The following is a 22,516-nucleotide window of genomic DNA, read 5'->3' as shown; positions in this document are numbered from 1 at the left end:
GCCGCGTTACGCACATGATCAAGGTGAGTGGCTAACGGTAGATTGGCCACTCACTCGATGCTTTCACTTGGCGAATCGATAAATGGGTGTGAATGTCTTTCACATGATTGAGAGTCTGTAACTTGCGTGTAAATGCTTCATAGCCACTCAAATCGCGCGCCGCGACCTCAAGTAGATAATCGTACGCCCCCGACACCACATGACAGCTCACCACCTCTTCCATCTCAATCACGTCTTGTTCGAAACTGGTAATAGAACTCGCCTGATGGTTATTCAAGCTCACTTCGACAAATACTGTCATTCCAACCCCAATATGCCTCGTGTCTAACTTTGCATGATAGCCGCTGATCACCCCACTCTCCTCTAAGCGTTTAATTCGCCTCGCACAAGGTGACGGTGACAGTCCGACTTTCTCCGCTATTTGCGCCGCAGATTGACGCGAATCTCGCTGCAATAGCGAGAGAATGTGTTTATCAATTCGATCCATACTACGTTGCCCATATCAATCAAATAACCTTCTATCATTAGCAAAATTTGGCACATATTAAGTAGATTTCTACTCACTTTGCCATCTTTAACCCCATCATACGATTCATACTTAGCAAATGATAATTAAATGTTAAAGCATTATGTTCACAGGCTATCTTGCCATGCTGGCAACCCTCCTGATGTGGTCAGGCTTTTTTCTTTCGCTACGTATGGGCGCTCAATCTACATTGACTCTGGCTGATATTGCGCTGCTGCGTTTTATGCTGCCCGCAATTGTTCTGTTGCCGTTTGTCATCCAACACAGAGCGGCAATTCGAGATACGCCTTGGAGGCTGAAACTAGGCTTGTTGATCGGTTGCGGCCTTCCCTATCTATGGGTCGCGGGTAATGGAATGCAGCTTGCACCGGTTTCCGATGGCAGCGCACTCATCCCCGGCACCTTACCGCTTTTTGTCACGGCGCTTGCGGTGTTGGTTTACCGTCAATCACTGAGCCACCATAGAGTGATAGGTTTATGCCTGATTGTGGTTGGCATCGCGATATTTCTGCATTATGGGGCCAGTGCGGGCCACCATCAGCTTAATGGTTACCTTGTCTTGCTTGTGGCGAGTTTCATGTGGAGTGTGTTTACGATTTGCGCCAGAGTCGCCGCGCTCAATGCCTTAGCCGTCGCCGGATGGGTATCCTTGCTTTCAAGCTTTACGTTAGCACTCTTGATAGGGACTGGGACCGCGCCAAGCACCTTAGCCAGTGTCGACGTCACCCTGTGGCCGTACGATGAATTACTCCGCCATCTTTTACTGCAAGGCGTTGGAGCGGGCATTATTGCAGCCTTTACCTACCTTTATGCCATTGCTCATCTGGGCGCCGAGCGCAGCGCGGCGTTTGCAGCGACGACACCTGCTATCGCGACGCTCTTAGCTTGGTTTTTCTTGCAAGAAAGTGCCAACGCGGTGAGCTTGCTCGCCCTCGGCTGTATCTCGCTTGGCAGTATTATCGCCAGCAACGTCTTTTTAAAAAATGATCAGTCGGTCGCTTTTACTGTCAAACCCTATACTGTCAAACCGAAGGCAGCGAACGCCAAGCAACCTTAATGCACCTTAGTGGACAAGCGTTAGACAGAAAGTTTGATAAACGCGGCGGGAATGACCACGCACAGCCCATAGACCCATAAAGGGATCCAACGACCTTTTTGATGAATGAGTACGGGTGAGCATACAAACAGGCCAATCAGTACCAACAAGGCGCTGCCCGGTGCCCATTGCTCAACTAAAGCGATAACCACCAAATAGCCGATAATAAACCATTGCGGTAAGTGCAGTTTTAACCCGAGCGCGAGTGAGAAAAGTAGAGCAGCAAACAAAGACAACATAGGTGACTCTTTATTATGATTTGGCTTAAATATTAATGAGAACCATTATCAAAAACAAGTCATTTTTACGCGCGATTCGAACGTGTTATCCTCTGCGCACCTATCTTCTAACACCTAGCGATTTATGAAAACACCCTGCATTGCAGCATGTAAAAACAATGGCGGAATCTGTAGCGGTTGTCACCGTACTATGGACGAAATCGTTCAGTGGTCTCAGCACTCTGATGAACAACGTGATCACATCATGGACTCAATCAGCGGGCAACAGAGTACACACACGTGTTCTCAGTGTGCTAGCCCTACTCAGTGTGACATTAGCCTCGGAAAATCAACATGTTGGTGCTTTTCGCTCGAAGAACGCGACAAATCGACGCTCAATGACGATACTTCTCGTGATCTTTGCTTATGTCGCCGTTGCCTTAGTGCACTGCCGTTGGCCTAAAACGCCCACAATTTTAGGGGTAAGATAAAAAATCGACCTATCGAACAAAAAAGTTGTAACCAAGCTTGTCATTCACGACAAAAATGAATCCATACACTATTAAACAACTTGCACTGAGTTCACAAAAACCGCGTTAATGTATATGAAATTCATCTAAAAGCCTTCAGCACTATTCACTGTCATCATTGATCAATAAATAGACAGCAAACTATGTCAAATTGCTATTTTTTCGTCATTTGAGTCGAGGATTCGCACGCGCTAGGATGACTAAAATAACGACATAATGAGGGCTTACCTATGGAAAAACTCTTCGCTTCAGCACTGGAACTCAAACAGCGTACCCAAGTGACAAGTCTATTTGCCATGAACGGTTTCAAGATTATCGACACCGACTTTGACCAAGTGATCTTCGAACGCTTGGGCACAAAAATTCAAGTCCATTTTGATCGCTCAGCTAACGCGCGCGCACTCGCCGTACTCGATAGTTAAACACTTCAGAGCTCCCCTACCTTCGCCAACGTGTTGACCTTCCCCAGGTAAGCACTCATGCTCTAAAAGTCGCGGTAAATAGGCCGCGACTTTTTATTACATCTCCACATCCCGATTCAGTAAAAAGCTCGCTAGCCATAACGCTAAGAAGAATAAAATGGTAACATCGCGCCAATAGATAAGTGTGTATTGAGCAAGCAGACACATCGCTAGCCCGTGGTATCAGCGGCAAACTTAAGATTAATGGGGCGACTCATTTCTCATCTGGCTCAAGCACAAAAGAGTAATTACAAGGTATTCAAATGGTTAACAATACAATTCAATGGTTTCCTGGCCACATGCACAAAGCGCGCAAGGAGATCGAAGAAGCCATTCCGCAAGTGGATGTCATTATTGAAGTGCTCGATGCTCGTATCCCGTTTAGCAGCGAAAACCCGATGATCTCTCAACTACGCGGAGAGAAACCTGTGGTTAAAGTGCTCAACAAGCGCGATCTTGCCGATCCTGAGCTTACTCAATTGTGGATCGAGCACTTTGAGAAAGAGCACAACGTGAAGGCGATGGCCATCACCACACAAAATCCCCAAGAAGTTCATAAAATCCTCGAGCTTTGTCGCAAGCTGGCGCCACATCGTGAAGAGATCGGCAAAAACGTTCGCACCATGATCATGGGTATTCCCAACGTCGGCAAGTCGACCATCATCAACACACTGGCTGGTCGTGTGATTGCACAAACCGGTAACCAGCCTGCCGTGACTCGACGCCAACAACGCATCAACTTGCAAAATGGCATCGTGCTGTCAGACACGCCGGGAATTTTGTGGCCGAAAGTTGAAAACCCGCACAGTGGGTTCCGACTCGCCGCAACGGGCGCAGTAAAAGACACAGCAATGGAATACGATGAAGTCGCATTCTACACCGTTGAGTACTTAGCCAAAGCGTATCCAGAGCGCCTAAAAGAGCGTTACCAAATTGAAGAGTTACCAGAAACCGATATTGAGCTGATGGAAGAGATCGGTCGACGCCGCGGCGCACTACGCACAGGTGGGCGCGTTGATCTGCACAAATGCTCAGAAATCCTTTTGCATGAGCTGCGCGGCGGAACACTGGGTCAATTGACTCTGGAACGCCCAGAGATGATCACCCAAGAGTTGATCGAAGTCGAAATCGAAGCGGCCCGCAAAGCAGAGGAAAAAGCGAAGAAGAAAGAAGAGCGTCGTAAGCGTTACTTGAAAAACAAACGTTAAGGCGTTTAGGAGAGTGTCGATGAGAGTCCCCACGAATATTATTACCGGTTTTTTGGGCACAGGAAAAACCACCGCCATTTTGAACCTGCTCAAAGAGAAACCGGCAAACGAGCATTGGGCGGTATTGGTCAATGAATTTGGCGAAATAGGGATTGATGGCGCACTACTCACAGACCAAGGCGCACTAATCAAAGAAGTCCCCGGCGGCTGCATGTGCTGTGCCGCTGGCGTGCCGATGTCAGTGGCGGTCACGGCACTGTTGCGTACCCAACCAGATAGGCTAATCGTTGAGCCAACGGGCCTTGGGCACGCACACAAAGTATTGGCTACCCTCACCTCTGAGCAGTTCGCTGACTATATCGATTTGAAAGCGACCATCGGGCTGGTCGATCCGCGCAATCTCTCTAAGGATAAATACACCAGTAATCAGAACTTTATTGACCAACTGGCCATTTCCGACATCATTATTGGCAACAAGGTTGATCAATGTCAGGTCAGTGATGTAGACGCCTTCAACGATTGGGTCACGGTTCAGACACCACCGAAAATCTACAGTCAGTTGGTGAAACAAGGTCGCTTCCCGATTGAGTTGCTCGATAGCCAGCGCCGCAGTAAAGCTCCGTCGAGCGCGCCAATGGACGCTCATCACCATGAACATGCCGAGCAAGAGCCTCAATTCGCCCTTGCCCCCGCTCAAGTGATGGCTCGCAAAGAAAACCAGGGCCAAGGTTACTACAGCTGCGGCTGGATTTTCGGCGCTGAAGTCACCTTTAATTTTGATGATCTCTTTTCAGTGTTGTCTGATCTCACCGCTGAGCGCGTCAAAGGGGTGTTGAATACCAACAATGGTAGCTTCGCATTTAACGTCAGCAATGGCGTGGTCTCCGTCAATCAAGTCGGTTTGGACGGATTTGAAAGCCGTCTTGAAGTCATCGACAGCCAGTTATTGCCTTGGCAACAACTTGAAGACGTCTTGGTTAGTATCTCAAGCCTCAACCAAGCATAACGAGTCGCTGCCAGTGGTAACGCTGGTGGCCTCTTCTCGCCTTTTTATCATCCGAGAATAAACCTCTTGACCCTGTAGGCAACTACAGGGTTTATAATCACGCCATGATTTCTTCAACATGGCTTATCAACATGGAACGGTTAACCCGCGGTCAGTTGGCCAAACAGCTGAACATCACCATTGAAGCAATACGATTTTATGAGCAACAAGGGCTACTAAAGCCACAACGTGCCGCCAACGGCTATCGTCAATACGATAGTGACTGCGTCGCCAAGCTCTCGTTTATTCTGCACGCAAAAGAGTTGGGGTTCACACTAGAAGACATCCAAGAGCTGCTCTCCATCCATATCAAGCCTGAACAACATACCTGCCAAGAGGTAAAGAGTATTACGGAAGCTAAGCTGGACGATATTGAACAAAAGATACAGCGCCTACAACACATGCACGATGCGCTGCAAGTGATCAATCAGCGTTGTTGTGGCGGCGCCCATGCGGCAACACACTGCACCATACTCACAGCACTTGCGCATACAAAGCCCGAGGAGAGATAGCATGAGCCGAATTGATACCTTTTTCATGACGTTGCTTGATTTATGGCTCGACTCCGCCTTTTGGATTATTGTCGGCCTCATCGTCGCGGGCATCCTAAAAAGCTTGATGAACACAGACAAATTGGCGCTGCTATTCAGAGGTTATGGCTTGTGGCCTGCAGTAAAAGCGACAGTATTAGGCGCGCCATTACCTCTGTGCTCATGCGGCGTAATCCCTGCTGCTTTGGGCCTTCGACGCGCCGGCGCCTCCAAAAGCTCGACGGTGGCTTTTTTGATCTCGACACCAGAAACGGGCGTTGACTCCATCTCCATCTCTTACGCGTTACTTGGGCCATTTATGGCCATTGTCCGCCCTATTGCCGCAATGAGTTCTGCATTAGTCGCAGCGATACTCGTGCTAGTGACAGACAAAGAAACGCAACCCGTGACACCCTCTCAGCTAAGCAACAATCATTGCTCATCAAGCTGCTGTAGCAGTAAGCGAGTAGAGAACAGCCCTGTCTCATGGACAACGCGGATTTGGCAAGGTCAGCGATTTGCCTTTACCGACTTGATTGCCGATCTCTCTATTTGGTTAATCATAGGGCTAACGATGTCCGCGTTAGTCGTGACTTTTATTCCTCCTGAATCTCTAGGTGAACTTAGCCGCGGCCCTTGGGCGATGCTGGTTATGGCTCTGATTGGCGTGCCTATGTATATCTGCGCGTCAGCCTCAACGCCTCTCGCAGCAGGCTTTATGCTTGCGGGTGTCTCCCCTGGCGCCGTGCTTGTCTTTTTACTTGCAGGCCCTGCCACCAACATGGCGACATTGGGCGTGGTATATCACCAGCTAGGCAAGCGCGTTCTTGTGAGCTACCTGATTGGTGTTGTGGGCGTGGCAATGGTGTTTGGATATATGACGAACGCGTTAGTGGATACACTCGCTATCGACATCCAAGCGCAACTCGACAGCAGCAGTCAGCTTATCCCAGAGAGCCTCGTTTGGTTAAGCGCCATCGTATTGTTGATTGCGATCTTCAGAGACATCTACAAGCGGTTTCAGACGTTAAATAAACAAACCGCCGGCTAATCCACAACCAAACACCCTTTGCGGGTCGTTAGAAGAGCAAATAGCGCACATAAAAAGGCCGCGAAAGCGATAATGGTGAGTGACAATGACCAGGTTTGAGTCTGAGAGTAAATCATGCCAACAATGGCGGGGCCAACAGCCGCAAGAGCATAACCTATTGATTGGGCCATACCTGACAACGTCGCCGCTTGTGCTGAGGTCCCGGATATTTGCCCCAAAATAGACAAAGCGAGAATAAAGGTAGAACAGTTGCCCAAACCAAACACACCAACCCAGAAGATAGCCCACTGAGGAAACAGCATTAGGCCAGTCACACCTACCCCGTTTAAAAGCGCAGCACCAACAAATAAAGGCGCAATACTTTTGCTTCTAGCCATGATAGGAATCAGCAGCAACCCCGGAACCATAGTCGAAAACTGCAAAAAGCCATACACATACCCCGCTTCTAACTCGCTATAGCCTAAAGCCGCGAGAATTTTTGGCAGCCAGCCTGCAAACGTGTAAAAAATAAAAGAGTTCAAACCAAGCGCAAACGTGAAGTACCAAGCAATAGGCTGGCGCATCAGCTTGTTTAATGGGTAGTACTCTTTACTACTCGCAGTGCTGCGAGTTTTGCTTTCCGCTAACCTTGGCAACCAAAAAGCCAAAGCGAGCACAGGAAAAATCAAATTCCCCGCCAATGCGACTCGCCAACCGATAGAGATGTCATCAATAACGTTGGTGACAGGCACCATGACCGAAGCGCTCAGTGTTGAGCCAATACCCATCGATATACCATACAGTGCAGTCACTGTCGCAATTCGCCCGGGAAATGACGCCTTGATGATTGCCGGAGCCAACACATTGCCGATTGCAATGCCAAGGCCGATAAGTGTTGTTCCAATGAACAACCAGTAAAAGTGCCCAAAAGAGCGAGATACTACCCCAACCGCGATCAAAACCAACGCAAAACAAATCGACTTCTCTAAACCCAGTTTGCTGCCAAGCTTGGGACACCAAGGAGACGCCAACGCAAACATGATCAACGGCGTTGACGTAATCACACCCATACTGACCGCTGAAATCTGTAACGAGTCCATAATTTGCGAAATTAGCGGAGCTAAGCTGGTGAACGGTGCGCGTAAATTGATAGAAAGCAGCAGCACGCTAATCATCAACAAAGTCGTGGTTTTTGATTTGAACATCGGTTTCAAACTTTTTAGCAGGAGAGATAACGTTGAAATGTCTTATCTTACGCTTTTAATTGGCAATAGCCAGAAGGCGAACAAAATGCGCGTCGAGAATGGCAGCGTACCCTAGATAAAAACTCAAGCCGGATAGATAGGTCTTCGAAAATGATAATTGTGGCAATGATCTAAAGTGCGGCCGGTAAAATGGGCAATGTATTTGCTGAGAAATATCTAAGAATGCATTGCTCAGAATAAAAAAACCATACCTGTAGCAAACATCGTTAAGTGTTGTACACTTTATAAAACGTTTGAAGGTATGGTTGTCTCTATCTCAACGTATGCTTTCGTAAAATCAATATAGGGTTGTTTTTACAATCTATTCCAAAGTGCTTACATCACTCTTTTCCGAATACGTTGTTTTCTTGTTCTTGTACACGGATAAACGTAGTACGCTTCGTTAGCTCTTTAAGCTTTGCTGCGCCTACATAGGTACACGTTGAGCGCACACCACCAAGGATGTCAGAAATGGTGCCGTGAACACTGCCGCGGAATGGTAGAAGTACGGTTTTTCCTTCCGCTGCGCGGTACTGTGCAACGCCGCCTGAGTGCTTGTCCATGGCTGACTGAGAAGACATGCCGTAGAACTTCATGAAGGTTTTGCCGTCTTTTTCTACCAACTCACCACCAGATTCTTCATGACCCGCGAGCATGCCGCCGAGCATGACAAAATCAGCACCGCCGCCGAACGCTTTGGCTACGTCACCGGCGCAAGAACAGCCACCGTCTCCGATGATCATGCCGCCAAGGCCGTGCGCCGCATCCGCACATTCGATGATGGCGGAAAGCTGCGGGTAGCCGACACCGGTTTTCACGCGAGTGGTACACACCGACCCCGGGCCAATGCCCACTTTGACGATGTCGGCACCGGCTAGAATCAGCTCTTCACACATGTCGCCTGTAACGACGTTACCCGCAGAGATGGTTTTCGTTGGGAATGCTTGGCGCACTTGCTGGACAAACTCCACCAAATGCTCAGAGTAGCCATTTGCAATGTCAATACAGATAAATTCCAAATTATCGCTGAGGGCGAGAATTTGCTGCGTCTTTTCGAAATCACGCTGTGAAGTACCCGTTGAAACAAACACTTTATTGAGCGTTTCTGGTGTGGCATTGGCGACAAACTCAGCCCACTGCTCAACAGAGTAGTGCTTGTGCATTGCCGTCATCACGCCGTGCTCAGCAAGTGCGGTTGCCATTTCAAAGCTACCGACAGAGTCCATGTTGGCAGCGATCACAGGCACGCCGGACCATTGACGGCCACTATGCTTGAATGTAAAATCGCGGGTTAAATTTACTTGAGAACGACTTTTTAGGGTAGAACGTTTCGGGCGAAACAGGACATCTTTAAAGCCTAACTTAAGTTCTTGTTCGATACGCATGGATTACCATTCCTTTCTCTTCAAATCGGAGTGTCGGTGCGTTTTCGGTACGCTTTGGCAGAAGCGTGACTGAGTTTCGGACACAAAAAAACCGGAGCGTTGGCAGACGCTCCGGTTTTCAGCATTATAGGTTGTGATTTGTTTCCTGCAAGACTGATATTGTTAGATTTTTTGTGATACAGTTTGGTTAAGTTGCATACCTAAATTCCCTACCCTTCAGATCTATTCTTAATTTTTCATTATTAATCAGATAGTTAACAACACCTAGCCAAACGTTTGCTTTTATCGCTCGCTCATTACCAGCGCACTCATCTGGGTTATTTCACCTTTTCCACTCACACCCTGAGCCACGGATATTCAAAACAGACGGCATTTTTTGCTCAAATTTCAGGCAAAAAAATGGCCAAGCACGAAGCTTGACCAAATGGGTAGACAAAACTGACGTTGTTTTGTGCTTAGAAATCGTAACGCGCGCCTAGACGAAGTGTATCTTCACCCGCGGTAACTAGACCGTCTGCGTTTTTCTCTTCGCTGATGCCATTGATGAAGTAAGAAACGTAAGTGCGGAAGTTGCTGTTAAATTTGTAGTAGCCCGCAATTTCTACGCCATCGGTCGCGTCGGCTTTTGTACCGTCAGACGCTTCGTTCTCTTGATAAGTGTACAGAACCGCCGCTGAGAATTGCTTAGTAAACTTGTATTGCGCCGCGAGTTCGTAGGCCGTGAATTCAGAGCCAGCACCTTCATCAATTTCGTTGTCACCTTTTGAATAGGTGCCCGCTAAGTACAGATTATCTAGGGTGTAACCCAAACCAACAAGCACTTGCGAATCATCTAGATTGCCGCTTTCCGCCGCCGAGTACGCTAAACCGATGTCTAGGCCCATAGGTGCAGAATACAAACCTGCTAGGCTGTAGCCGTCTGCGTCTTTTTCGCTGTTCGCTTGGTAGGTGACTTCAAGTTGTAGTGAATCAAAGCCACCACGGTAGGCGATCACACTGCTCGCTTTATCGCTAGACGCATCAATCGCTTGTTGTACGCCAGAAAACTCAGTGATATCCGTCATATCAGATACGATGACTGATGCCATGTCTTGCTTACCAACGGAGAAAGCTTGCCCATCAAAGTCAACACCAGCGTACATGTAGCGATTTTTGAAGTCAGAATCTACTTTTTGTTCTGCTTCGTAGACAGCAAACGCCGTCATGCCGTCTTGAATTTCACTTTTACCTTTAAGATTAAGGCGAGCACGTGAAGAATCTTCCATAGTACCTGGAATCTCTTCACCGTCGTCGTTGCCAATGAAATCACCACGAAACTCAACACGCCCGCCCACTTTAAATTCAGTACCGTCAGCTTTGTAAACTGTTGCCGCCAATGCGGAACCTGAAGTGAGAACCGCCAACACTGCTGATGCTAGAACTGCTTTATTCATCTTACTTACCTTTTTTAATCAAAGAGCTTCATTGCTCAAACCAATTCAATGGCGACTAAGTTAGTCAGACTCTATGAAGGTTTCATGGCTCGTTGATGACACTTTGGTGGCAGTTCTATGTAATAATAATGACAAAACCTTATTTAAAATCAGTGAATTAATATAGATTGAATAGAAAAATGCAGACTTAGATTAAAAAATAGCCGCTATCGTTCATCTTTAGGAGAGTCCATCACCACCATGGTGGATATGGAGTTGACTTGTCGGCACTCACCCAGTACATCCGCGTGAAATTTTTTGTAACTGGGCAGGTCTTTCGTCTCGACTCTAAGCAGATATTCGTTCGATCCTGTGATGTTGTGGCACTCCACCACTTCATCAACAAACCTGACATGATCTTCAAATTCCAACTGGGCTTGCTTGCGATGACTGGCTAGCCCAATCGACACGTAGGCGACAAAGCCAACACCCAACTGTCCATTATCGAGCACCGCGCGATACCCTTTTATCACCCCTCTTTTTTCCAACTCTTGCACACGTCGCAAGGTTGCTGAGGCTGAGAGCCCAATTCGCTCAGATAGCTCTACATTGGATATTCTTCCGTCATTTTTTAACTCACGCAATATTCTGTCGTCGTATTTATCCATTTTGATAATTCATATCTTTTGGTGGCGAATTTACACAAATAAAAACACACAATTGCTCGCACGACAACATACGATAAGGATTCGTTTCTTGATTAAGGATTGCATCATGTTACTGGATCAAGTGATTGCGCTGACTCTGTTCGCGTTCGTTTCTACCTTTACCCCGGGGCCCAACAACGTCATGTTAATGACCAGTGGCGCCAACGTCGGCTATCTAAGAACGCTGCCGCATATCGCAGGCGTGGTGTTCGGCTTTGCGTTTATGGTGCTACTAGTTGGGCTCGGGTTGACGCAAGTTTTCATCACCTATCCAGCGCTTCATCAAGGATTAAAGTGGCTCAGCTTACTCTACCTTGGTTACCTCGCGGTAAAAATTGCATTGAGCGGACAAGTCTCCAGTCAAGAGGCGTATAAACCGCTGACTTTTCTCAATGCCGCCGGGTTTCAGTGGGTCAATCCCAAAGGTTGGTCAATGGCACTGACGGCGGTCACCCTCTATAGTAATGGAGGAGGTGTGTGGGAACTGTTGGTGATCTCCAGCGCATTTATGCTCGTGAATTTCCCCTCTTGCTCCTTCTGGGTATTGGCAGGCAAAGAGATGCAACGCTGGTTAACCAGCACCACGCGCGTGCGCGTGTTTAACATCACGATGGCACTGCTGTTGATCGCATCTACCCTACCGATGCTGTGATTCATCTCAACGCTGTTGGTGCGGATGTGCTTTTGGCTAATTTACATCTTTCGAATGTAAATTTAGTTAAAGAGACTGACATTAACGAGGTTGAGCTGTTAATCTTAAATGCGAAAAAGAATAATTATCGACAACTACTGTCGCGCTCAACCTGATTGTAAGAGTCCTCATTATGAAGAAGCCTTCACCAAAACTGCTTACTGTTGTATCAACAGAGACCATCACGCCCAATATGCAGCGCATCGTATTGCACGGCGACGCCTTAAGTGACTTTCCCCATGACTGCGATGGCGGTTACATTAAACTACTGTTTAATGCAGAAGGTGGCACCGATCTCACTTCACAACAAGAAGGTCAGCGCCCCATCATGCGTACCTACACCATTCGTCACTTTGATGCGGCCGCACACACTCTTGAAGTGGATTTTGTTCGTCACGAAACTCGCGACTTAAGTTGCGGCTTTGCGGCGCGTTGGGCGATGTCCGCTCAGGTGGGCGATAACATCTCAATTGCCGGCCCTGGCACCATTGCGCCTATTAACACAGATGCCGACTGGTTTTTTATGGTCGCCGATATGACTGCGCTCCCTGCTCTGTCCGCCAAAATCAAACAACTGCCTGAAGACGCACGCGGTTATGCGGTGATTCAGGTTCAATCCGAGCAAGATAAACAAGCCTTAACGATACCCAGTCACTTTAATGTACTTTGGGTCACCGAAGGCAAGCCTTTGGCAGAGCATGTCAAAGCGCAACCTTGGTTAGCAGGTCAAGCGTCCATTTGGTGTGCCTGCGAGTTTGATTCGATGCGCCAACTGCGACAGTATTTTAGAAATGAGAAAGAGGTGGACCGCGACTTCATCTACATCAGCAGTTATTGGAAGCAAGGTGTCTCAGAAGATGGCCACAAGCAAATTAAAAAGCAAGACGCCGATAGCCTCGCCTAGTTACTCACTAACCGGCTCGCGCTGTGCGAGCCTCTCTGCCAGAAAATCAATCACAAGGCGAACCTTGGACGACAAATTTCGATTGTGGGGATACAGCGCCCAAATGCCTTCTCGGTCAACGCGATAATCGGTGAGCACTTCAACCAATTGGCCCGATTCTAAATCCTGTTTGACGTAGTAGTCGGGCAGTTGAATCAAACCAAGGCCGCGCTTTGCCGCACTGCGCAGCGCAAAACCAGAGTTACAGCGCACTCGACCCGAGACTTTAATCGCTCGCTCTCTCGTCCCTCCGACAAACCGCCAATGATCCAGTGACCCAACCAAGCAACTGTGATTCACCAGTTCAGACAAGGTATGCGGCTCGCCATAGCGCGCCAAATAAGCCGGTGAAGCACAGACGTGAATTTGCCGAGATGACAGCCGCTTGGCAATCAAACTGGAGTCTTGTAAGCGGCCAAGGCGCACGGCGATATCAACGCCTGATTCAATCAAATCCAACGTTTGATTGGTGAGATTTAAGTCCAGATCCACTTGCGGATAGTGCTCCAAAAACTCATTAAGGATCGGCGCGACATGCGACTCACCATAAGCCACTGGCGCAGTGATTTTCACCATACCTTTGGGGCTCGATTGCATTTGTGTTACAGAGAGCTCTGCCAATTCAAGCCCTTCGACCAGATGTTTGCAGCGTTGAAAGTACAATTGCCCCGCTTCGGTGAGCGAGACTTTACGCGTAGTGCGGTTAAGCAGTTTAACCGCTAGCCGCTCTTCAAGCGCAGCGACCTTACGGCTGACTTGCGCCACAGAGGTATTCAATTTTTTGGCCGCGACAGTAAACGATTGATGATGACCCACTGCGACAAACTCGTTCACCCCTTCCCAATTCGCCATGACTCTCTCCTCATTTAAACTCGCCAATTATTACATATACGTAAAAATCATTTGCAAATCCACCTCATTATCAACAAAAGCGAAACAGTATAAGGTAGTAATGAAATAGGACGCTGCAGCTTTCGCTATTGTTGCTAGGCTTAGAGCGTCTGCCCACTGCTAAAAAAGAGGAATACCCGATGGCACTTGATATTAAACCCGGTCAGGAATTCATTAAGTCTAAAGCCGCTGTGGCTTGGGCGGCTGGCGAGCCACTGAAAATGGAAGAAGTAGATGTCCAACTGCCGAAAAAAGGCGAAGTGTTGGTGCGTATCGTGGCGACGGGCGTATGCCACACCGATGCTTACACGCTCTCAGGTGACGATCCAGAGGGGGTATTCCCCGCGATTCTCGGTCATGAAGGCGGCGGCATTGTCGAAATGGTTGGCGAAGGCGTAACGAGTGTTTCCGTCGGCGATCACGTCATTCCACTCTACACCGCAGAATGTGGTGAGTGTAAGTTCTGTACCTCGGGTAAAACCAACTTGTGCCAAGCGGTACGTGAAACACAAGGCAAAGGTTTGATGCCTGATGGCACCACGCGCTTTTACAAAGATGGCCAGCCTATTTTCCACTACATGGGCTGCTCAACCTTCTCTGAATACACTGTGCTTCCAGAGATTTCACTGGCGAAAGTCAACAAAGAAGCGCCGCTTGAAGAGGTGTGCTTGCTCGGCTGTGGCGTCACCACAGGTATGGGCGCGGTTTTAAATACGGCGAAAGTACAAAAAGGCGATACCGTCGCGATTTTTGGCCTCGGTGGTATTGGTCTTTCGGCAATCATCGGTGCACGCATGGCGGGCGCGGGTCGTATCATTGGTATCGACATCAACGAGAGCAAATTTGATTTGGCCAAGCAACTGGGTGCGACGGATGTCATCAATCCACAATCCTTTGATCGCCCCATTCAGGAAGTGATCGTCGAAATGACGGATGGCGGTGTCGACTTCTCTTTTGAGTGCATTGGTAACGTCAATGTGATGCGCTCTGCACTCGAGTGTTGCCACAAAGGTTGGGGGGAGTCAGTGATCATTGGTGTGGCCGGTGCAGGCCAAGAGATCTCAACCCGTCCATTCCAATTGGTGACAGGTCGTGTATGGCGCGGCAGTGCCTTTGGTGGCGTTAAAGGCCGCTCTGAGCTTCCCGACATTGTTGAGCGCTACCTAGCGGGTGAATTTGGCTTGCAAGAGTTCATCACGCACACCATGGGCCTTGATGAGGTCAACCACGCGTTTGATCTGATGCATGAAGGTAAGAGCATTCGCTCTGTCATCCACATGGATAAATAACCCGCCCGCACACTCATCATTCGTCTGCCGTCACACTGTGGCGGCAGCCAACGTTAGGAGCATACGATGACCTTAACTAACCTATCGCAAGCCAAAGTGGCACAAGGCTGGCACAAGCAATATAGCCATGACTCTGAGGTGCTAAACTGCACCATGCGTTTTGCGCTGTTTTTGCCGCCCAATGCCAGTGCCACCTCGCCTGTCCCCGCTTTGTATTGGCTCTCTGGCCTCACCTGTACTGACGAAAACTTCATGCAAAAAGCTGGTGCGTTCAAAAAAGCGGCCGAACTTGGCCTAGCAATCATCGCACCCGATACCAGCCCAAGAGGTGACGAGGTCGCCGATGACCCAGAGTACGACCTAGGGAAAGGCGCCGGATTCTACCTCAACGCCACACAGCCACCGTGGAAAAAGCACTATCAGATGTACAGCTACATCACCGAAGAGTTACCGACCCTGATTGAATCGCACTTTCCCATCTCCTCGCTGCGCTCCATCTCTGGCCACAGCATGGGCGGACACGGAGCGTTGACGATTGGCCTGAAAAATCCGCACCTGTACCAGTCGATTTCCGCTTTTAGTCCGATTTGTCATCCGATTCATGTCCCTTGGGGACAAAAAGCGTTTCAGGCGTATCTCGGTTCAGATGTCGAAACATGGAAGCCATACGATGCGTGTGAGCTATTGAAATCTGGGCCATCACCTTTGCCTATCCTTGTCGACCAAGGTGATGCGGACAACTTTTTAAACGATCAACTCAAACCAGAGATGCTGTTTGCCGCGGCAAAAGCCCATGACAGTCATTTGGAACTGCGCATGCAAAGTGGCTACGACCACAGCTACTTCTTCATCTCGAGCTTTATTGATGAACATCTCGAGTTTCACGCCAAGCACCTCGCTTTGATTGATGCGTAACACGCTCTCGCTGGCATTCAAACGTTAATTCGGTACAATCGGCGCCAGATTGAATCAAGAATGAATGCCAGCCATGCACCAACCGGACTCGCTGTTTACTCGCTTTGAACCAGCGATAGATACCCGCACACTACCTGAGAAGTTCACGTTCCCCTTCTACTACCAGCCGCATCCGCTGTGCGTGGCAGCAGCTGCGCAGTTGCAGCAACACTTGATGAGCCAAACCCAGTGGCAGCATGACTTTGGTGTTTCGCCAAACGGCGCTCTGAAGAGTGATTCTGCGGCCGTGCAACACTCTAGTGGAAAAATGTTTGGTGTGCTGTTAGTGCGCTCACCGCAAGGTGAGATTGGTTTCTTTTCTGCTTTTTCAGGCAAAATTGCTGACCAAAACCTTCTGCCCGGTTTTGTCCCGCCCGTCTTTGATATGCTCGCGGAAGAGAGCTTTTTCCGCCGAGAATTAGCGCAAATCACCGACATTAATGCGCAAGTCACCACTTGGCAGCAAAACCACGATCTGACACCGCTCATCGAGGCGCTCACCACGCTCAATCAAACGTTCGCCAAAGAGGAGCACGCTCTGAGACAAACCATGATCTCGCGCCGTGCTGAGCGTAAAGCAGAGCGTCAAACCCTACAAAGCGAGCCACACAGCGCTGAGCAGCAAGCGCGCCTCGATGAATTAGCAAAACAGAGTGTCGCGGATAAAAACCGCCTCAAGTATCTAAAACTGGAGTGGGAAGAGAAAGCGACAGCATTACAGCGACGCATTGACGAACAACAAGCGCAGTTAGACGCGTTAAAACAAAAGCGCAAAACGCTCTCAAACCAACTGCAACACAAGTTGTTTGACCACTATCAGTTTCTCAATGCACGCGGTGAATCGCGCTCACTCAATGCAATTTTCGCCCCAACCACCACCCCGACGCCTCCTGCTGGCGCAGGCGAATGCGCTGCGCCGAAACTGCTCCACTACGCGCATCAGCATGGTTATACGCCACTGGCTATGGCGGAGTTTTGGTGGGGAGTGTCACCCAAATCGGAAATTCGCCAGCACCGACATTTTTATCCATCGTGCAACAGTAAGTGTCAACCGATTCTCGGCCACATGCTGCAAGGGCTAGAGGTGGATGACAATCCACTTGAGCAAAACTGGGCCGAAAACCTGCCCCTCGACATTATCTATGAAGATGACGCTATGGTGGTGGTCAATAAGCCTTCTGGCCTACTTTCAGTCCCGGGTAAAACCATCACAGATTCCGCCTATACGCGTTTGATTGAGCGCTACCCTGAGTGTGAAGGGCCGTTTGTTATTCATCGATTAGATATGGCGACCTCTGGGCTTTTGGTGTTCGCTCTCACGCGCCGTGCGAACAAAAGCCTGCAAAAACAGTTTATCTCTCGCCAAGTACAAAAACGCTACATCGCGCTAATCGATGGCCAAGTGCCTGGCAATGAAGGGGAGATTTCGCTGCCGCTGCGAGGCGACCCAGAAGATAGACCGCGCCAACTGGTTTGCTTTGAACACGGCAAACCGGCGTTAACCCATTGGCAATTAATTGAACAACGCGATGGGCGCAGCAAGTTACGGCTTCACCCAAGAACAGGACGCACCCATCAATTGCGCGTTCACTGTGCCCATCACCTTGGCCTCGCCATCCCGATTGTCGGTGATGCGCTCTACGGCCATAAAGCTGATCGCCTACATTTGCATGCTGAGCGATTGGAGTTTGAGCATCCTTACACTAAAGAGCCGCTCATCTTCGAAGCACCGTGTGAGTTTTAAGTAAAAAGCCGCATAGCGTTGATGCTATGCGGCTTATGAACTCACGCTATGGCGGTGAGAATGAAGGCGCCAAACGCCCACTTAAACGCTTGGCGTAATCTCCATCACCACTGCTTGATACGGCGCTAAGGTTAATCCATCAAGGTTAAATTCCGCTTGCGGATAGTTGTTGATCAGCACTTGTTTGGCTTGATACGGATAGCGGCGCTCTAAGGTTTGATCAGTAAAGTTCGCCACAACCAACAGAGCGCGGCCGCTTTGCTCATCTTGCCTCACATAGGCGTACACTTCACTGTCTTGCGGGTCGAGCAATGTGTGACGGCCATACACCACCACATCACCAAACTCTTCACTTTTACGCAGCGCAATCAGGGCGCGGTAGTGGTGGTAAATCGAGTTAGGATCAAGCACCGCTTGCGCCGCATTGATCTCTGGATAGTTGTCATTGACCGGCAACCACGGTGTCCCGGTGGTGAATCCCGCGTTGACCGCATCTTCCCACTGCACAGGAACTCGGGCATGGTCGCGTGAGAAGTCATTGAGAAACGCCAATGCGTCTTGCTCGGTCATGCCACGCTCCATCATTTTTTGATAATGGAACTTGGCCATCAAATCGTTGAACTCCTCGATACTGGCAAAATGCTTGTTGGTCATGCCAATTTCTTCGCCTTGATAGATGTAGGGCGTACCGCTCATCATGTGCAGCACCGTACCGAGCATTTTCGCACTGATGACTCGATATTGCGGCGAATCACAACCGTAGCGAGAGACAGTACGCGGTTGATCATGATTGCTCCAATAGACGCTGTTCCAGCCTTTTTGGTACAAATCGTCTTGCCAACGTGCCATGATCTCCTTGTACTGCACCAGATCGAACGGCTTTTTCACTGCGTTATGCTCTTCGCGATCAATGCTGACGTGCTCAAATTGGAAAATCATGCTGATCTCTTTGCGATCAGGGTGCGAATAGTAGCGGCCATCTAAGGTCGTCGTGAAGGGCGTTTCTCCTACCGTCAACACATCGTAATGCTGAAGTACCTTCTCATGCATTTCACGTAAATACTGGTGCACCAACAGGTTATTGGACCAATGTTCCCAGCCTGCGACACCGGCGTCAAAAATGGTCGCATCGGGAAAATCAGACGGCTTACCAATCATGTTGATCACATCCATGCGAAACCCGCCAAGCCCCTTTTTGAGCCAAAAATGCATCATCTCATACACGGCTTCACGCACTTCTGGATTGGCCCAGTTGAGATCCGGCTGGCGATTGCTAAACAGGTGCAAGTAATACTGGCCAGTATTCTCATCCAGTGTCCACGCTTTGGGCTTAAAGAAAGACTCCCAGTTGTTGGGCTCACTGCCATCGGGTTTGGGATCTTTCCAGATGTACCAATCGCGCTTAGGGTTATCCTTGCTGCTTTTCGATTCAATAAACCAAGGATGTTCATCAGAGGTGTGGTTCACCACCAAATCCATCACAATCTTGATGCTGCGTTTGTCGGCTTCTGCCAATAGCCTGTCCATGTCCGCCATGGTGCCAAATTCCGGCGCGATCTGCTGATAGTCTGAAATGTCGTATCCGTTGTCATCCATCGGTGACTTGTAGACAGGACTGAGCCAAATCACATTGGCTCCGAGCTCTTGAATGTAATCCAGTTTGTCGATGATGCCCGGAATATCGCCAATACCGTCCCCATTAGAATCATTAAAGCTTCTTGGGTAGATTTGGTACACCACGGCATCATGCCACCAGCGTTTTTCCAGTTGTCCCGTCGTCATGGGAGACTCCTTAGCAAGTTAACTGCTGGTGCGAACGACCAGCTCTGTGTCCAGTTGGACGGTTTCGTAAGGGATGTGTCCAAGCGCCATTTGCGCGGCCACTTGGCCCTTTTTCATAATCGGTTGAGCAATCGTTGTCAGGCCCGCTTGCGCAGCTTTGGGAATGCCATCAAAGCCTACAACGCGCAGTGTATCGGGCATAGAAAGACCAAGTTCATTGGCCACATCCAGCGCGGCAAGCGCGATTTTGTCACTCATACAGAGCAGCACATCGACTTTTTTCGGGTTGGCCAACGCGCCGCGCAGCATGGTTTTCAGGCTGGTTTCGTCAAGGTCGTGAATCTGCCAGACGTTCTCGTAGGCCAAATCAATCCCACTTTCTGCCAAAGCTTTTTTGTAACCTTCAAAACGGCAACGCGAGACGGACTCTTCACTGGTATACAGTGAGTTCAGGTTCGCCAGCGACATGGAGGTCGATGGCTCTAGACGCAGGCCAAGAATCAACACATTGTCATTCGGGCTACGAATGGCGTGTTTGGCGATCTCATAGCACGCGGTGAGGTTATCTACGTTCACGGAAGGAATATCAGGAAGAGAGAAATCCACCGACACCACCGGCTTGTGTTGACGCAAAATCAGATTGATCACGCTCGGGTCCATCGGCTTACCATAGACGATAAAGCTATCCGGTATGGTTTCCACCTGCGTATTTTGGTAGTTCTCGTGATTGGAGGGCAGCAGCAGCATATTGACGTGTGCTGCGTCCAAGGTTTTTGATATTCCCGCGAGAAATTCGGTCGCCACCGGATCGGTAAAATTGTACGCCAGGCTGTCTGCCAGCAATACACCAATCACGCCCGTTTTCCCCGTTCTTAAACTGCGCGCCGTAATGCTTGGCCCCGTGTAACCGAGCGTTTCACACTCCGCCAAAATTTTCTCACGCAGAGACTGGGAGAGTTGGTTGGGACGATTGAAAGCGTTCGACACCGTCGCGGTCGAGACCCCAAGATGGGCCGCCACGGTTTTCAACGTCGGTTTTCGCCTTTCACTGCTCATCGCACTACCACTCCTTCACTGACTCCCTGAGTGAACCACACCAACGGCGTCGATAGATCAGGGTTATATGTCACAATTCTAAATCGATTAAGAAGAAATAAGGAACTCACTTGATCACTAAAAATTGATTAGTTTGACAGCGGTCATAGAGTGAGCAGCAAACCAGAGAAAAATTTGATCAAAAGCACAAGATTGAGCAGAAAAACAGGCGAATTTGAAATAACGTCTTATGTTGTTTATTGATAGCTTAATCGATTAAGAAATTACTGGTCTTTATAGAAGTTATAGAATCTTGATGGGTTAAGTCTAGGGAATAACATCAATTATAACAATGAAACAAAGTATCTGAACCCACCCTAACCCATTGAAGGTAAAGGGTATCGAATACATGGAGTCTTACTGATGAAAACCTCTCTACTTGCTGGTGCAATCGCGGTCGCGATTTCTGCTACCTCCGCGTTTGCCGCCGAACTGAAGTACGCACCGGGTGAAGACGCTCGCTTTAATTGGCAGAGCTACGAAGCACTCAAAAATATGGATTTAAAAGGTGAAACCGTCACCGTATTCGGCCCTTGGTTGACCGAAGATAAGGAGCTGGTGGAAAGCGTTATCGCCTACTTCGAAGCGGCAACAGGCGCCGTGGTGAAATACTCTGGCTCAGACTCGTTTGAGCAGCAAATCGCCATCGATGTACAAGCAGGTAGTGCGCCAAACATTGCGATCTTCCCGCAGCCAGGTCTTGCGGCTGATTTGGCCTCAAAAGGCTTCCTAACGCCACTTGAGCCTTCCATGGCCGACTGGATTAATGATAACTATGCGGCAGGCTCATCCTGGGTCGACCTGGGCACATTTACCGGCAAAGATGGCAAAGAAGCGCTCTACGGCTTCTTCTATAAAGTCGATTTGAAATCACTGGTTTGGTATGTGCCTGAAAACTTTGAAGACGCAGGCTACGAAGTACCAGAAACGATGGAAGAGCTTAAAGCGCTTACCGATCAAATCGTCAAAGATGGTGAAACACCTTGGTGTGTCGGTCTAGGTTCTGGCGGCGCAACCGGCTGGCCAGCCACTGACTGGGTAGAAGACATGATGCTGCGCACCCAATCACCCGCAGATTACGACAAATGGGTTAGCAACGAGCTGAAATTCAACGATGCGAAAGTGGTCGGCGCAATTGAAGAATTCGGTTGGTTTGTTCGCAACGACGCCTACGTGGATGGCGGTGCGCGTGCGGTCGCTGCAACTGACTTTAGGGATTCACCAAAAGGTCTCTTTACCTCTCCGGCCAAATGTTACATGCACCGTCAAGCGTCATTCATTCCAAGCTTCTTCCCTGAAGGAACGGAACTGGGCGCGGATGCGGACTTCTTCTACTTCCCTGCTTATGAGTCGAAAGACTTAGGTAAACCGGTACTGGGTGCCGGCACCATGTGGAGCATCACCAAAGATTCAAAAGCGGCTCGCGCGTTCATGGAGTTCCTCCAATCGCCGATTGCGCATGAAATTTGGATGGCTCAGTCTGGTTTCTTAACACCGCACAAAGGCGCTAACGTGGATGCGTACGGCAACGACACCTTGAAAAAACAAGGTGAGATCTTACTTCAAGCCACAACCTTCCGCTTTGACGGCTCTGACTTGATGCCAGGTAAAATCGGTGCAGGCGCATTCTGGACAGGCATGGTCGACTACAGCGGCGGTAAATCGGCGCAAGATGTCGCCAACGACATCCAAAAAACCTGGGATGCGCTCAAATAGTTCATCTCATCCCATGCGG

At 49.1% G+C, this 22,516-nt stretch carries 22 protein-coding genes; 13 read left to right on the top strand and 9 right to left on the bottom strand.

Going from position 1 to position 22,516, the window contains the following annotated elements; genetic code table 11:
• Positions 1-31: 31 nt before the first annotated feature.
• Positions 32-487: an Lrp/AsnC family transcriptional regulator gene (locus tag AC6R1A_RS05695; RefSeq protein WP_500633566.1), complete on the bottom strand. Its 456-nt coding sequence runs from the start codon at positions 485-487 to the stop codon at positions 32-34.
• 142 nt (positions 488-629) lie between these two features.
• Here AC6R1A_RS05695 and AC6R1A_RS05690 point away from each other — a divergent pair, with 142 nt between their 5' ends.
• The gene (locus AC6R1A_RS05690) at positions 630-1,583 is read left to right on the top strand and encodes a DMT family transporter (RefSeq protein WP_500633565.1); all 954 of its coding nucleotides are present in this window, start codon (positions 630-632) and stop codon (positions 1,581-1,583) included.
• Between the two features lie 20 nt (positions 1,584-1,603).
• Here the strand turns inward: AC6R1A_RS05690 and AC6R1A_RS05685 are convergent, their stop codons facing one another.
• Entirely contained in the window at positions 1,604-1,861 is a 258-nt protein-coding gene (locus AC6R1A_RS05685) for a hypothetical protein (RefSeq protein WP_500625241.1), read from the bottom strand.
• Between the two features lie 124 nt (positions 1,862-1,985).
• Between AC6R1A_RS05685 and AC6R1A_RS05680 the strand changes: the two genes are divergently transcribed.
• From AC6R1A_RS05680 to AC6R1A_RS05655, 6 genes are all read left to right on the top strand, one after another.
• Complete coding sequence (locus AC6R1A_RS05680; RefSeq protein WP_500633564.1) at positions 1,986-2,303, top strand: DUF1289 domain-containing protein; 318 nt, start codon at positions 1,986-1,988, stop codon at positions 2,301-2,303.
• A gap of 297 nt (positions 2,304-2,600) precedes the next feature.
• On the top strand, positions 2,601-2,792 hold the full coding sequence (locus AC6R1A_RS05675) for a hypothetical protein (protein ID WP_500633563.1): 192 nt from the start codon (positions 2,601-2,603) through the stop codon (positions 2,790-2,792).
• Between the two features lie 302 nt (positions 2,793-3,094).
• Complete coding sequence (gene ylqF, locus AC6R1A_RS05670; RefSeq protein WP_487903378.1) at positions 3,095-4,039, top strand: ribosome biogenesis GTPase YlqF; 945 nt, start codon at positions 3,095-3,097, stop codon at positions 4,037-4,039.
• Between the two features lie 13 nt (positions 4,040-4,052).
• Positions 4,053-5,045 carry a CobW family GTP-binding protein gene (locus AC6R1A_RS05665; protein ID WP_500633562.1) on the top strand — a complete coding sequence of 331 codons (993 nt, stop codon included), beginning with the start codon at positions 4,053-4,055 and terminating at the stop codon, positions 5,043-5,045.
• 131 nt (positions 5,046-5,176) lie between these two features.
• Positions 5,177-5,596, top strand: coding sequence for a Zn(2+)-responsive transcriptional regulator (gene zntR / locus AC6R1A_RS05660; protein WP_334551744.1), 420 nt, complete (start codon positions 5,177-5,179; stop codon positions 5,594-5,596).
• Position 5,597: 1 nt separating this feature from the next.
• Positions 5,598-6,665 (top strand): SO_0444 family Cu/Zn efflux transporter, encoded by a 1,068-nt coding sequence (locus tag AC6R1A_RS05655; protein ID WP_500633561.1) that lies wholly within the window; start codon positions 5,598-5,600, stop codon positions 6,663-6,665.
• Here the strand turns inward: AC6R1A_RS05655 and AC6R1A_RS05650 are convergent.
• The 4 genes from AC6R1A_RS05650 to AC6R1A_RS05635 all read right to left on the bottom strand — a co-directional run bounded on the left by AC6R1A_RS05650 (position 6,662) and on the right by AC6R1A_RS05635 (position 11,353).
• Complete coding sequence (locus AC6R1A_RS05650) at positions 6,662-7,849, bottom strand: MFS transporter (RefSeq protein ID WP_500633560.1); 1,188 nt, start codon at positions 7,847-7,849, stop codon at positions 6,662-6,664. The two genes, AC6R1A_RS05655 and AC6R1A_RS05650, sit on opposite strands and share 4 nt — an antisense overlap.
• 380 nt (positions 7,850-8,229) lie before the next feature.
• Positions 8,230-9,273, bottom strand: a complete 1,044-nt coding sequence (locus tag AC6R1A_RS05645) for a GMP reductase (RefSeq protein ID WP_500633559.1) — start codon at positions 9,271-9,273, stop codon at positions 8,230-8,232.
• A gap of 455 nt (positions 9,274-9,728) precedes the next feature.
• Entirely contained in the window at positions 9,729-10,706 is a 978-nt protein-coding gene (locus AC6R1A_RS05640; protein ID WP_500633558.1) for a porin, read from the bottom strand.
• A gap of 206 nt (positions 10,707-10,912) precedes the next feature.
• Positions 10,913-11,353: an Lrp/AsnC family transcriptional regulator gene (locus tag AC6R1A_RS05635; protein ID WP_487903489.1), complete on the bottom strand. Its 441-nt coding sequence runs from the start codon at positions 11,351-11,353 to the stop codon at positions 10,913-10,915.
• A 106-nt stretch (positions 11,354-11,459) separates the two neighbouring features.
• Between AC6R1A_RS05635 and AC6R1A_RS05630 the strand changes: the two genes are divergently transcribed.
• Positions 11,460-12,044 (top strand): LysE family translocator, encoded by a 585-nt coding sequence (locus AC6R1A_RS05630; protein ID WP_500633557.1) that lies wholly within the window; start codon positions 11,460-11,462, stop codon positions 12,042-12,044.
• Positions 12,045-12,216: 172 nt separating this feature from the next.
• Positions 12,217-12,987 (top strand): siderophore-interacting protein, encoded by a 771-nt coding sequence (locus tag AC6R1A_RS05625; protein ID WP_500633556.1) that lies wholly within the window; start codon positions 12,217-12,219, stop codon positions 12,985-12,987.
• Here AC6R1A_RS05625 and AC6R1A_RS05620 read toward each other — a convergent pair whose 3' ends face one another.
• On the bottom strand, positions 12,988-13,878 hold the full coding sequence (locus AC6R1A_RS05620) for a LysR family transcriptional regulator (protein WP_500633555.1): 891 nt from the start codon (positions 13,876-13,878) through the stop codon (positions 12,988-12,990).
• 179 nt (positions 13,879-14,057) lie between these two features.
• Between AC6R1A_RS05620 and AC6R1A_RS05615 the strand changes: the two genes are divergently transcribed.
• From AC6R1A_RS05615 to AC6R1A_RS05605, 3 genes are all read left to right on the top strand, one after another.
• A complete protein-coding gene (locus AC6R1A_RS05615; protein ID WP_500625378.1) occupies positions 14,058-15,206 on the top strand; it encodes an S-(hydroxymethyl)glutathione dehydrogenase/class III alcohol dehydrogenase in 1,149 nt (382 codons plus the stop codon).
• 66 nt (positions 15,207-15,272) lie between these two features.
• A complete protein-coding gene (gene fghA / locus AC6R1A_RS05610) occupies positions 15,273-16,121 on the top strand; it encodes an S-formylglutathione hydrolase (protein ID WP_500633554.1) in 849 nt (282 codons plus the stop codon).
• A 73-nt stretch (positions 16,122-16,194) separates the two neighbouring features.
• Complete coding sequence (locus tag AC6R1A_RS05605; protein ID WP_500633553.1) at positions 16,195-17,904, top strand: pseudouridine synthase; 1,710 nt, start codon at positions 16,195-16,197, stop codon at positions 17,902-17,904.
• Between the two features lie 81 nt (positions 17,905-17,985).
• On the opposite strand, the gene AC6R1A_RS05600 is transcribed toward AC6R1A_RS05605, so the two are convergent.
• Both AC6R1A_RS05600 and AC6R1A_RS05595 read right to left on the bottom strand, forming a co-directional pair.
• Positions 17,986-19,686, bottom strand: coding sequence for a glycoside hydrolase family 13 protein (locus AC6R1A_RS05600; RefSeq protein WP_500633552.1), 1,701 nt, complete (start codon positions 19,684-19,686; stop codon positions 17,986-17,988).
• 18 nt (positions 19,687-19,704) lie between these two features.
• Complete coding sequence (locus AC6R1A_RS05595) at positions 19,705-20,742, bottom strand: LacI family DNA-binding transcriptional regulator (protein ID WP_500633551.1); 1,038 nt, start codon at positions 20,740-20,742, stop codon at positions 19,705-19,707.
• Between the two features lie 402 nt (positions 20,743-21,144).
• On the opposite strand from AC6R1A_RS05595, the gene AC6R1A_RS05590 reads away from it, so the two are divergent.
• Positions 21,145-22,497 carry an ABC transporter substrate-binding protein gene (locus tag AC6R1A_RS05590; RefSeq protein ID WP_500633550.1) on the top strand — a complete coding sequence of 451 codons (1,353 nt, stop codon included), beginning with the start codon at positions 21,145-21,147 and terminating at the stop codon, positions 22,495-22,497.
• The last annotated feature ends 19 nt before the right edge of the window (positions 22,498-22,516 follow it).

The sequence above is a fragment of the Vibrio sp. R10-SG3-ISO3 genome, assembly GCF_059834225.1.
Note: the sequence above shows the minus strand (reverse complement) of the source record. Positions and strands in the feature narration are given on the sequence as shown.